This is a genomic window from Paenibacillus sp. FSL R5-0636 (assembly GCF_037974255.1).
Lineage (GTDB): Bacteria > Bacillota > Bacilli > Paenibacillales > Paenibacillaceae > Paenibacillus_AQ > Paenibacillus_AQ odorifer.
Genome location: NZ_CP150232.1, coordinates 4,475,175 through 4,487,025 on the forward strand (window position 1 = coordinate 4,475,175; position 11,851 = coordinate 4,487,025).

10 protein-coding genes are annotated in these 11,851 nt (G+C 42.3%); 5 read left to right on the top strand and 5 right to left on the bottom strand.

What is annotated here, in order from left to right; genetic code table 11:
* Nucleotides 1–19: 19 nt before the first annotated feature.
* Both MKX34_RS20380 and MKX34_RS20385 read right to left on the bottom strand, forming a co-directional pair.
* Nucleotides 20–1,486, bottom strand: a complete 1,467-nt coding sequence (locus MKX34_RS20380; RefSeq protein ID WP_076100248.1) for a YdiU family protein — start codon at nt 1,484–1,486, stop codon at nt 20–22.
* A gap of 198 nt (nt 1,487–1,684) precedes the next feature.
* Entirely contained in the window at nt 1,685–2,974 is a 1,290-nt protein-coding gene (locus MKX34_RS20385; RefSeq protein ID WP_076100246.1) for an L-serine ammonia-lyase, iron-sulfur-dependent, subunit alpha, read from the bottom strand.
* A 132-nt stretch (nt 2,975–3,106) separates the two neighbouring features.
* Here MKX34_RS20385 and MKX34_RS20390 point away from each other — a divergent pair, with 132 nt between their 5' ends.
* Nucleotides 3,107–3,916, top strand: a complete 810-nt coding sequence (locus tag MKX34_RS20390; protein ID WP_076100244.1) for a lipase family protein — start codon at nt 3,107–3,109, stop codon at nt 3,914–3,916.
* A gap of 302 nt (nt 3,917–4,218) precedes the next feature.
* Here MKX34_RS20390 and MKX34_RS20395 read toward each other — a convergent pair whose 3' ends face one another.
* Nucleotides 4,219–4,560, bottom strand: a complete 342-nt coding sequence (locus MKX34_RS20395; RefSeq protein WP_036688860.1) for a DUF4181 domain-containing protein — start codon at nt 4,558–4,560, stop codon at nt 4,219–4,221.
* 426 nt (nt 4,561–4,986) lie between these two features.
* Between MKX34_RS20395 and MKX34_RS20400 the strand changes: the two genes are divergently transcribed.
* Entirely contained in the window at nt 4,987–5,418 is a 432-nt protein-coding gene (locus MKX34_RS20400; RefSeq protein WP_076100240.1) for a flavodoxin domain-containing protein, read from the top strand.
* A gap of 56 nt (nt 5,419–5,474) precedes the next feature.
* On the opposite strand, the gene MKX34_RS20405 is transcribed toward MKX34_RS20400, so the two are convergent.
* Nucleotides 5,475–7,550, bottom strand: coding sequence for a serine hydrolase domain-containing protein (locus MKX34_RS20405; RefSeq protein WP_036688865.1), 2,076 nt, complete (start codon nt 7,548–7,550; stop codon nt 5,475–5,477).
* Nucleotides 7,551–7,642: 92 nt separating this feature from the next.
* Nucleotides 7,643–8,365, bottom strand: a complete 723-nt coding sequence (locus MKX34_RS20410) for an MOSC domain-containing protein (protein WP_076100238.1) — start codon at nt 8,363–8,365, stop codon at nt 7,643–7,645.
* Nucleotides 8,366–8,562: 197 nt separating this feature from the next.
* On the opposite strand from MKX34_RS20410, the gene MKX34_RS20415 reads away from it, so the two are divergent.
* The 3 genes from MKX34_RS20415 to MKX34_RS20425 all read left to right on the top strand — a co-directional run bounded on the left by MKX34_RS20415 (nt 8,563) and on the right by MKX34_RS20425 (nt 11,848).
* A complete protein-coding gene (locus tag MKX34_RS20415) occupies nt 8,563–10,026 on the top strand; it encodes an ATP-binding protein (protein WP_254924513.1) in 1,464 nt (487 codons plus the stop codon).
* 86 nt (nt 10,027–10,112) lie between these two features.
* Complete coding sequence (locus MKX34_RS20420) at nt 10,113–10,964, top strand: AraC family transcriptional regulator (protein WP_076297659.1); 852 nt, start codon at nt 10,113–10,115, stop codon at nt 10,962–10,964.
* The gene (locus MKX34_RS20425; RefSeq protein WP_256717696.1) at nt 10,964–11,848 is read left to right on the top strand and encodes a DMT family transporter; all 885 of its coding nucleotides are present in this window, start codon (nt 10,964–10,966) and stop codon (nt 11,846–11,848) included. Before MKX34_RS20420 ends, MKX34_RS20425 begins: the two co-directional genes overlap by 1 nt.
* Nucleotides 11,849–11,851: the final 3 nt, after the last annotated feature.

Sequence of the window (11,851 nt, forward strand, 5' to 3'; positions counted from 1 at the left end):
CAGATAGATTATAAGCAATTTAAGTACCGCAGAATGTACGATATGGACATGCGGATTCCTCAGGAAGTGCCGAGTATTCCTCTTGTTCAGGGGAGTAGGCGTATGGGTTAGACAATGCTTGAAGTAACCTCTCCATCACATCGTAATCTTTCCGCTCTACCGCCGCCTCAAGCGCTTCTTCCACACGATGATTCCGCGGAATAATCGCAGGATTACTGGTACGCATCAGCTCCTGTGAAGAGGATTGTGATTCCTGCTGCCTGCTAAGGCGCGCCTGCCACAGCTCATTCCATTGCTTAAATTCAGGAGTGCCAAACAGATCAGCATCTTCCATTACGCCTAAAGTTAAAGACCGAAATGTATTAGTGTAGTCAGACCGATATTTTTGCATCAGTTCAAGGAGGGTATCAATCAGAGCAACATCCTCTAACTCTTCGTTAAAGATTCCCAGCTTCGCTCTCATTCCCGTTAGCCAATATTGATAGGACCGCTCCGAAAAATCTGAAATTGCCTCCTCAGCCAGCTTAATCGCCTGTGCCTGATCGTCAGCCAGCAATGGCAAGAGAGTCTCGGCAAATCTGGCGAGATTCCATGCGCCAATCCCGGGTTGATTGTGGTAGGCATAACGACCTTGCTGGTCTATGGAACTAAATACTGTCTCAGGATTGTACACATCCATGAAGGCACATGGACCATAATCAATCGTTTCTCCGCTAAGGGCCATATTATCGGTATTCATCACTCCGTGAATAAAACCTACAAGCTGCCATTTGGCAATTAGCGCTGCTTGACGTTCCATTACTTCCCGAAGCAGAACAAGATATGGATTATCTTCCACAGGAGCTTCTGGATAATGTCTTTGCAATGTGTAATCAGCCAGAATACGCAGATCCTCCACAGTCCCCCATGCAGCAGCATATTGGAAAGTTCCAACACGCAAATGACTCGCCGCGATCCGAGTCAAAACCGCCCCCGGCTGTTCCGTTTCCCGGATTAGCGACTCCCCTGTAGCTACCACCGCCAAGCTGCGAGTCGTAGGAATCCCGAGTCCATGCATAGCTTCACTGATGATATATTCGCGTAACATCGGTCCAAGCGCTGCCCGGCCATCGCCACCACGAGAGTATGGGGTTCTTCCCGCACCCTTCAACTGAATATCTACACGATCACCTTGAGGGGTGATCTGTTCGCCCAGCAGCACTGCTCGACCGTCTCCTAACATGGTAAAATGTCCGAATTGATGTCCAGCATAAGCTTGCGCAAGCGACACGGTACCTTCAGGAACTTCGTTGCCGGCAAGAATTCCAAGACCCTCCTTGCTCTGTAGTGCTGTGCTATTCAGCCCTAGAGTAGCAGCCAATGGTTCATTAAAAATAATCAGTTCCGGTTTACGCACAGGCGTTGGCTTAATTCTTGTAAACATTGATTCCGGCAGATGAATATAACTATTCGCAAAATTCCAGCCTATATCTATTTTCTCTGTCATATTATCTCCTTTTTATACCCTCAGTCTCTATGCCTTTATTAACTCAGAATAAGTTATGTTAAAATTTAATGCAAATCTTCTCGCAGATCTATGTTTTGCCGAAGTGTTACAAAGACCGCCCGGCTTCCTGCCATTTTATGCAGGAAACCGGGCGGTCTTAATTATGATGTTCTATCTTGTTTTCAACTTATTTGGAAGCTAATTCGCTCCGCCTTTGGAGAGCATAATATTGAGAATGGTCTTGTCAGTATCCGCCAGCCCTTCCTGAACCAAACGCTCCATGTTGCGGATGGTATCTTCCACCTCTTCGAAAATCACACCATCCTTGGTTGTAGGAGCAATGTTGTTCATAGCTAGTGTGGCTGCCTGGATCGCCGTATTGGTGGAGGTGGAAATCTTCAGCGCACAGGTAGAATTCGCACCGTCACAGATCATACCTGACAAAGAAGCAATCGTATTCTGTATCCCATGCTTGATCTGCTCAAGACTGCCGCCCATGAGATAAATGATCCCGCTATTTGCTCCTACTCCCCCTGCAATCCCTGAACCACATAATGGGGACAAACGCCCGATATAATGTTTGATGTGCACAGTGACCAGATTGCTCAGTGCAAGCGCCCGAGCTAGCATTTCTTCATCTTTGCCCAGCAATTCCGCCAGAGCTATAACGGGAAGCGTACAGGCGATGCCTTGATTACCACTGCCCGCAGTTGTCATCACAGGCATTGCACTGCCATCCATTCGAGCATCTGAAGCCGCTGCGGTAGCCGCGATAATTCTGTTCGCTACATCATTGCCGAACAGATTCACCGCAGATTGCTGATTCATTTTCTTGCCTACTTGCAAGCCATAATCACCTCGCAATCCCTCATCAGAGATCGCTTTGTTCATCCGCGCTCCTTCCAAGAGAAAGCTAAGCTCTGAAAAAGGAGCGGAACAGATAAACTCGAATATCTGATCAACTGAGCCCGCATACTCTTCCGTGTCGGAAAGACCAGGCTTGCCACAGTCGGCTTTTGAATTCCGGGGTGTTATTTTCTCCCCGTCCAGAGCCAAATATTCTATATGGGTGTGCTCTCTGGCAATAATGGCAGTCGCCGTATGGTTCTGCGTAAACAACTGGGCTTCAATATATAATTTCTCAGGAGTGTCCTTTATCTCCACTTTTAGCAGCTTTCTATCCAGCAGGTCATTTGCCATCTTCAACTCAGCCTGTGTCAGACCTGACAGAATTTCCAGTTCCTTGTGAGAACGGCCGACCACCGCTCCAAGGGCTGCTGCGATGGGCAGGCCTGTCTGGCCTGTCCCGGGAATGCCCACTCCCATTGCATTTTTGATAATATTACCGCTGAGATGCAGCTGAATCCCCGTAATTTCTTCCTCGAGAAGCTCTGCCGCCAAGGAGACGGCATACGCAACTGCAATCGGCTCCGTACAGCCTTCTGCCGGTACGACTTCCTTGTGTAAAATTTCCAATAAGTTGCTCATGTATGCATTTCCCCCTTCTCTCTCCTGTTGGAGTTATTTATATATAGTAACTCAGAGAGAAGTTTCAGGGAATCCTTTTTCTTAGGAATCACTCCTTCATCCCCCTAATATAGTGTAGGAAAGAAAGGCGGGATGCACGTGAGTAAGAGGAATGAGCAAGGGCAAAGGGCGATCTTTCTAGCTGCAGTCTGCGGGCAGACCTATACACAATTTTCAAATATAGATGGAGTTTTCGTCATTCCATTAGATTATCAGCTATGTCATCCCATTGAAGCACAATCCTTCAATAATGTATGGGAACGTTTCGGCTTTATTTTGGAGTCTCCACAAGAGATTATTATTGCCTTTCGGGGAACCAGTACGACGACCAATTGGATATCCAACGTCCTCGCTTCACAGGAACGGTTCAAATATCTTAAAGAAGACTCTCTCACCCATCGTGGCTTCACCAACATTTATTCTTCAGCTCGGGATGGCATCTTCTCTACGCTCTCCAAGCTATCTCCCGACAAGACCTTATACATTACGGGCCACAGCCTCGGTGCAGCGCTCGCCACCTTATGTACCTTAGATATTGCGGCAAATACCTCTTACACCTCACCTAACCTCTATACTTATGGTTCCCCACGGGTAGGCGATCCGGACTTCGTTAATATTTTCAAACAATATGTGCAGAAGAGTTACCGGTATGCCAATCTTTTTGATGTTGTAACCTACGCACCTCCGCATGTCTATAAGCTCCCCAAACGGGAAAAAAAGTATTATTACAATCATGTCCATACTTTTAACTCACTGTCTTTCCAAAATGGATCTGCAAGTGGTAATCACGTAATCAGCAGCTATTTCGCCGAGCTCTCCAAGCTCCAACCGGAATTCGCTCAAGAATTATGTATAACGAACCCTGGATTCTGTCCTCTCGTGGCTACGAAAGCAGAAGTATAATGTGAACCCAAAAAGGAGGTGCCCAACAAGCCATATGCTGGCTGCCGAAACACCTCTTTTCTTCGTATGATTCGATGCCATCAGCAGTTACAAAGTCACTAACGGACTCCATTGACACTAACAGCAGTATATTTCCACTTTAAGAATTCCATCGGACTCCATGGCCACTATTGGCATAAAAAACACCTAATATAAGTCACTTTCTAACGAATAGCTGCACTGGAGTCCGAAACGCTGCCCAAAAGGCGATTATTTTGCAAATAACGTCATCTGGGTCCGAAGCCGGTACGAATGAAACTAGATCAGAATATAAAATAAACTAATACCACACCCAGGACTAACAGAATAAGTGAAACTATGTGCTGTTTCGTATGTTTTAGAAATTTCCAGTCGATGAACGACTGAAACCCTATTGCTACTACTATAACTACAATCCAAAACCATTTTATAACCGTACCCTCTGGGCCATCGGCAATTATTATCACAATCCCCGTAATTAATCCCACAAGTGCAAGTATAAGCTTCCCTTTTATATTAAGCTCATAACCGTCTTCAGGAAGTTTTTCTTTGTCCGGGCCAACAATCCATATCCTTAGAAATAGGTTAGAAAAAGCAAGGATTATAAGTATAAGTCCAATTTTCACTTTCGTTCACCTCCACCCTTATATAGAATTCATTCGTATTTATTTCTGATCATTAGTTCTTTGATTTCTTTTAACTCATTTAATATTTCTTTTGATAGTTGCGTACTTCTAGAGTTATCGATGCCTACTTTAATCACAAATATTCCAAGCAACAAATAGATGATTAGCATTACGATGATCCCCAATTTACGTTCACTCCTCTTTTTTTGTATATTTCATTAAAGATATTGTTAGCATTAGATTAATATTATTCCCATGATACCATAATAAGGATATCTAATTAACACTCAGGAGCTTGCCGTTGGCTTGACAAATGATCAGTATATTCGATAAAATATATTATATCTTGATAATCAAGATAATTGATTTACAAGATTTTTTACAATGCGGGAACGCGATTAATCTTAACTGAAAAGAGGGAACACAATGGCAGTACTTATTCTATACGCTACAAAATCTGGAGCAACAGAACAATGTGCAAAAGTATTATCAGAAGAGCTACCTCAGAGCAAAATTTGCAATATAGAATTAGAGAAGCCAAATATCGAGGCATTTGATAGCATTATTTTAGGGGCAGGAGTAAGAGATGAAAAAATATATAAAGCCATTCGTGACTTTATCAAAAAAAATAAAGATGAGTTACTGACTAAGAAGATGGGCTACTACATTTGCAACGAGAAACCCAAGAAAACCGAAGAATTAATAGAGAAAAATTTCCCTGATGATCTGAAAGAAGCTGCGATTTGTATTGAATCTTTTGGAGGTTATAAGGCCTATAAGGCTCCAAAGGAAGGTACTGATCAGCTCAAAGGGATATTGGTAGATAAAATAAAAGAATTCTCACAAAATTTCAAATAAAAAATCCTGTTACCAAGACGAAAATCTTGATAACAGGATTCTTTTTTTATATACGTTTATTGCGCCTTGAGGGTCACTTCAAACTTCGCACCGACATCACCTACAAATACAATTTTGCCGTTGCTAGGAAGTTTGACTTGCTTAAGACCGCTAATGGTAAAGTAATTCACACATACACCATTCTCATCATAGACGGCAAAGGAACTCTTGGTTGGCAGCTCTACTGTCATTATCTTACCTGTTGCCGTTTCAGGAACTCCATACCATCTAGCGTATCCATCTGATTGGATAGTTACCATAGATTGCGGGCCTGCATAAATAGGTTTAACTGCATCTTGATGTATAAACAATTGATTGCCAATCTTTAAATACTCCACACCATTTTTCTCTTCAAAAATAAGATCCGCAAGATCGCGTCCAGCGATGGTTGGAATTTGCACGGTCATTTCTGCTTTATTAGGCCCAGTTATTTTATTCGAGCCCATATAACCAGGTGCGTCAGGGAACATAGCGATTCCAGCTACCGGCATACTCATGTAATATTGGGAGCTGTACTTCTCGCTGACATCAAAATACAATTTCCCTTGACGCTGCTGCCAAGCAGTAGTGACCTCTTGAGATAGGGCATTAGGTTCAAGCTTCTCAGCTGCATATTGGATAACGGCAGTTTCACCAAGTCCTGGAATTACCCCATACCCTTGACTCCAAAGATAGATACGGCCATTGCTCTCCTTCACAAAGCTAACTTTACTTGTACCCTCGGCATCTAAAAATTCACCGTTCGAATTATATGAAAATTTCTGCGCTGGCATTGTAGGAGCTATAATCGAAGATATACTCAATTCCCCAGCTTTACTAACTTCTATCTTCATTAGTTGCGTAGAATCACCATAGACACCCGCATAGTTTACCAATTCTTGCGGCATATCCTCTTTGTTCGAAGCTTTAAAGGTAGGTGTAGCTTTCAGTTCCTTAATAACTCCCTTTTCCTGTAAGGCACTGAGTAAAATTTCGTTGGCAAGCATCTGGTCCGTTGTACTTGCTCCGCCAGAAGATATTACTGCTGCTGCCATCCGTTGTTCGGGCAATACAACTAATGAGGTATGATACAGACCCGTATCTCCCCCCTTTGTCAAAGCCTTGATTTCGTACTGGTTAAATGGATATAAGTTCACACTGTCCCAGCCTAATCCATAAGCTAACGAATTATCTGTTCCCTTAGGCCATATTCCACGCTTATATTCCTCTTGTTCCATCGCTTTCACAGACTTTTCTGACAAAATGCCAGTCGATTGGCCCGTAAAAATAGTTGCAAAGCGCACCAAGTCCTCTGCAGTGGAATAGATACCACCTGTTCCAATCACGTTAATGGTTTCTTTGGGTAAAGCTGCTGAGTAGGTAGCATTGTAGACACTAGCCAGCTGAGAAGAAGCTACAGAATCTACAGGCGTTTTCGTATGTTCAAGCCCTAGAGGTTCTGTGAAATTTTGATGAATGAATGTGGTAAAGTCCGTACCGCTGACCTTTTCAACAATCAACTCAGCCAGCGTAAATCCATCATTACAATATACTGAGTAGGCACCTGGATCGGCCTTCAGACGTTGTGTTGACAACGTTTCTAGTAAACTATCTTTTGCAATAGGATCAGAATCATTAAATAAGAAAGAATTGGATAAGTTCGAGCCAGCAAGACCTGAGGAATGATTCAACAGCATCCGTACAGTGATTTGCTTATAACGAGGATCTTCCATCGTAAAATTATTCAAATAAGATACGACTGAACCGTCCAAGTCTACTTTTCCTTGCTCAACAAGCTTCATAATAGAAGCTGTTGTATACATTTTACTCGTTGAGCCAATTCCATACATCGTTGTAGCGCTTGGTGCTGTCTTACTCTCCACATGACTATATCCAGATTGACCGCTCACAACGATATTATCGCCATCAATAAGAGCATATTGGAGACTAGTCGTTCCCAGCTTTTCCGTTAAGAATGCTGCCTTCTCTGCTGCCACCTTCTGAGTGTTCACATACGTTTGCCCTTTGCCGCTATCTGCTGCTAATGCACTCGTAGGGACATACATTACCAGTAGAAGCAATGCAACTAATAGGGATGCCAAATTCTTCTTCATACATAACCTCCCGATATGAAATCGTCATCCTTTAAAGGATAATTTATCCATGGAGTAATGTAAAGGAAGTTTGCAATTTTGGGACCATGTATCTAATCTACTAATTCTACTTTATCTCCGATTCGAATTTGCCCAGTTTTGATTACTGAAGCATAAACTCCAAAATGCAAATCAAACTCTTTATGCAGTTTTTTCAAAAGTACTGGGTCCTTCTGGAGACTATCCGGGTCCATCGTAATCACAACACATCTCTCGCAAAAACTATCTACCTGTAGCTGTGCATCCCCAATGTTGAGCCGGCGTCCAATCCAATCTCCTTCAAAAAGAGAATCATCATTCAGCGCAATAACAAAATTCCCGCGAAAACGCCGTGGGTCCAAGGAATGCCCCCAGGTTGCCTCCAGTTTTTTTAAGCTGGCATCCGTAATGAGTAGAATACTAGCGCCATCCACGGATAGGAGCTGCGGATGTTCTGGCTGAGGATGTGCAGCTTTTAGACCAGACATAGTGATTGGAGTTTTGGTTTGGCTTTGGATTTCTTCCAATAGATTATCATCCCATCCAAAGGTTCGCCCGTCTGATGCCGTTACATGGATTTGTCCATCTATAAATTGCGCTTGATAGGTAAGCATATTCGGAATATTTCTAGCGGTGATATATTTTCGCCAGCCCTCTTTTGACTCATCGTAAAAGGAGCAAAAACGGTCACCAAGCATTCCATACGGTTCAATCATACAGCTTTCTAAATTCTCACCCGCAAATGACTTGACCGGGTAACGATTAATTCCTTGAATTTCACCAACAACTGATAACATGATACAACGCCTCCACTTGTCTTAAAATGCAACGTATCTTCCCATTCTACCTGATTTTATTTAACTGTTGTATGAATATCTAATAACCCAGAAATTTTATATGTTTTATTGAGTTATATGTTTTATACTATGACTGTTGGATATATTGCATTTTGAGATAACACTCACTCCCCTATAAAGAAGAGAGGTAACCTGCTGTGCGGACAAATGATTTTCAAGGTTTTGACTTTGTTTTTACCCAAGCCGTGATGGGTATGGCCCTTATTTCGCTTGATGGAACGTTCCTAAAACTGAATTCAGCATTATGCGACCTCTTGGGGTATGATGAAAACGAGTTAACGACACCCTCTCCAACCGTCCGTACCCTTCTAGATCAGATTCATAAATTCATTTCATTAGGAAGCTCTCTTCCATCTACGAGTACTGATCCGCAGAGACTCGAATTAGATTATTTCCATCCAACCGGACACCGGTTATCTTTAAACGTCTCCATATCTATCCTTCCGGATGACAATGGTGAACCCATATTTTATCTTACTCAATTCGAGAATAAGACCCTGATCAGGGAGATGGAGACTCAGCTTCAGGTTGTGAAGACCCATCTACTTGAAAAAGAGAGCTCTTTTCTACAGCTGCTGGAGGAACTGCCTCAGCCCGTGCTTATCACTAGGGGAGGGATTGTTCTATATGCAAATTCGGCAGGTTTACAATTAATCCATGCAGAAAGCCTAGATCAAGTGCTTGGTCTATCGACTATGGATATTGTAGACTACTCTAATTATGAAATTCTCTCAGAACGAAGAAAGAAATTCAACACTGATAGAACAACAGGTTCTGTCTGCTACCTGATTAATTGTTTAAATAACCAGCAGAAATATGTGGATGGAATTACATTGCCAATCATTTATGAGGGAAACGAAGCGTACATTGGCATATTCAAAGATATATCCGAGCAAGTATTGGAAGATGAACGACTGATACAGTCCGAGAAATTATCTACAGCAGGACAGTTAGCCGCTGGAATCGCTCATGAAATACGGAATCCTCTGACAGCCATTAATGGCTTTATGAAGCTACTGCGCTCTTCCGAGCGGATGAATGATAAATATATTTCCATTATTGAGTCAGAATTGAAACGCATCGAGTTCATCGTCAACGAACTGCTTGTCTTATCTAAACCCCAAACCACTCATATTAGTAAACCAGTGGATTTATTGTCTTTGCTGGAACAAGTCACCACACTAATGAATGGACAAGCTGCCCTAAAAAATCTCAAGATCCTCCCTGTCTGTACTGATCAATCCATTTGGATTAATGGTGAGGCTTATCAGATGAAGCAGGTATTTATTAACTTACTTAAAAATGCGATGGAAGCAATGAATCATGGGGGAAACATCTATATTCATGTGCAAACCTATGACAGAGAAGCCCGAATCAGTGTGCAGGATGAAGGCTGTGGGATGACAGAGGAACAGATCAATGCCCTCGGCAAACCATTTTATACGACCAAAGAAACAGGAACAGGCTTAGGTTATATGATCACACAAAATATTATACATAATCATGGCGGAGCGATCTCTGTAGAAAGTATTCTGGAGCAAGGAACAACTTTTACTGTGAGTATTCCAACGATCATTACACCTGAGGAACCTATCATGTAGAAGATGTGGTATCGCAACATCATGCAAGAATGCCCCTAATTTTCACAATATAATGGTTATACATAATTGGAAAAGAAGGTGCAGCAATGACTCGTGAAGTTCGAACTGTAGTTTTCGATCATGACTTAAAATTTGAGGCGTATCGATTCGAAGGTATTCTGCAGAAGTTTCCCAACCATTTTCATGACTATTATGTCATAGGTTTTATTGAACAAGGAAAGAGACATCTGCTCTGTAACCAAGAAGAGCATATTCTTAACAGCGGAGATGTGGTCATCTTTAATCCGGCGGATCCACATGCCTGTGAACAGATAGACGGGAGAACGCTTGACTATCGCTGCATCAATATTCAGCCGGAAGTCATGCGTGAGTATGTGCTAGAAATTACCGGCATAGGCTACTTACCGCGGTTCACACGCAATGTTCTCTACCAAAGTGAACTGTCGAGCCCTTTACACGACCTGCACCAAATGATATTAGAGGATCAATCCGATTTTCAAAAAGAAGAGTTGTTTCTATTTCTCCTTGAGCAGCTTTTGAGAGAATACACGGAGACAGAAACCCTCTGTCCCGCTCAAGAGCCTACTTCTGAAATTAAAATCATTTGCGAATACATAGAGTTACATTATGCGCAGAACATTACGCTGAACCAGCTAAGTGAATTGAGCGGCTTAAGTAAATATCACTTGCTGCGTTTATTTACCAGACAGAAAGGAATATCACCTTACCGTTACTTGGAAACTATTCGCATCAACCACGCCAAAAAGCTTTTAGAACAAGGAATATTGCCAATAGAAGTGGCCTCTTTAACCGGATTCAGTGATCAGAGCCATTTCACAAATTTTTTCAAAAGACTCATAGGCTTAACCCCTAAGCAATATATGCGTATATTTGTTCAGCAAACGGGAGTAAAGTCATCAATGGAACTTACGAAATGATAAATCAACGCAAGATTAACACAGGACATCTGCTGGCATTACTTACGATTTTAATCTGGGGAACCACCTTTATCTCCACTAAAATACTGTTAAAAGACTTTACGCCTGTGGAAATTCTGTTCTTCCGTTTTCTTATTGGGTACTTTGTACTGTTACTGATCTATTCACGTCCAATCCGAACTACATCTTTTAAAGAGGAATTACTCTTTATCTCAGCAGGTCTTTGTGGGGTCACGTTATATTTTCTTATAGAAAATATTGCCCTAATCTATACCCTTGCATCCAATGTAGGTGTGATTGTCTCCATCGCTCCATTTTTCACGGCGGTGATCGCTCATTTCTTTTTAGAAGAAGAGAAATTTCATAGGCAGTTTATTATAGGATTTTTGATAGCCTTGGCAGGAATTATATTAATTGGGCTGAACGGGAGTTTTCTTCTGCAGCTGAACCCCATCGGTGACTTGCTGGCATTGCTGGCACCTGTGGTTTGGGCAATATATTCAGTGTTGATGCGAAAAATAAGCCTACTTAAGGTTCATACTATAGGGGCTACCCGCAGAGTATTTTTCTATGGTCTGCTGTTTATGCTGCCTGCTCTGTTTCTGTTTGATTTCCAGCTAGGTCTGAGTAGATTCAAAGAGATTTCAAATGTAGCTCACCTGCTTTTCTTAGGTCTGGGTGCCTCGGCACTGTGTTTTTTGACTTGGAATAAAGCTGTAGGGATTCTGGGGGCTGTAAAAACAAGTGTATACATCTATATTGTGCCTGTAATTACAGTGGCAGCTTCTGCCCTTGTTCTGAATGAAAAGATCACCTGGGCAATCCTAACGGGAACTTTTTTAACGCTTACCGGTTCTTATATTTCCGAACGCAAACCTAAATAAACA